The sequence below is a fragment of the Levilactobacillus senmaizukei DSM 21775 = NBRC 103853 genome, from assembly GCF_001592085.1.
Classification (GTDB): Bacteria; Bacillota; Bacilli; order Lactobacillales; family Lactobacillaceae; genus Levilactobacillus; species Levilactobacillus senmaizukei.
Genome location: NZ_BCWD01000069.1, coordinates 1 through 917 on the forward strand (window position 1 = coordinate 1; position 917 = coordinate 917).

Sequence of the window (917 nt, forward strand, 5' to 3'; positions counted from 1 at the left end):
AAAGCGATGGAAAAGCGGCTGGCTTCCCTGTCTGAGGAGAACGAAATCCTAAAAAAAGCCCTCGGCTTCCTTGCGCAGAGATAACCGATATCTTTGATTATATCCAACAAGAAAGCCAAAATTACCAGGTAACTAAGATGTGGCGAGTCATCGGGGTTTCAAGAGCGCATTACTATCGCTATAAAGCCCACAGGCCCTCAAAAAGAAGTCTGGAAGACAAAGATCTGAAACAGCTTTTAGAAAAGGCCATTAGGGTATACCCTAGTGGCCGTTTTTGATTCTGTGCTATACTAGGAATTACAAATGTTCATTAGAACTGTCCAAAAGGAAGTGCTGACAATGGCTAAAATTGGTTATGCTCGTGTGAGTTCCAAAGAGCAACATTTAGATCGACAGCTAGCGGCCTTAAAAGGCGTTGATAAATTATTTACGGATAAATTAAGTGGAGCTAACACTAATCGGCCAGAACTGCAAAAAATGCTGGCCTATATTCGTGAGGGAGATATTGTCCTGGTCACTGAATTAGATCGCTTAGGCAGAAACAACCATGATTTGACTAAGATTATGAACTCCATTCAAAATAAGGGGGCCACCCTAGATGTGTTGAATTTACCGTCCATGACAGGGATTGCTGACCCCAATTTACGTCAACTCATGACCAACCTCATTATTGAACTTTATAAATACCAAGCTGAAAGTGAACGTAAGCGGATCATTGAGCGTCAGCAACAAGGGATTTCCCTAGCCAAACAGCAGGGGAAATATCATGGGCGCAAACCCCAATACACCCAAGATGATCCCCGCTTGCAACATGCTTTTAAACTTTATCAGGCAGGTATGAGTGATGTCGATGTTGCCCGTAATACAGGAATTAAACGGACAACCTTTATAAGGTATCGAAAGAAATTTAATGTTAA

General features: G+C 42.0%; 1 protein-coding gene. It reads left to right on the plus strand.

The features are described 5' to 3' along the window. Positions 1–339: 339 nt before the first annotated feature. On the plus strand, positions 340–917 hold a 578-nt coding region (locus LSE01S_RS10710; protein WP_061777598.1), incomplete at its 3' end, for a recombinase family protein.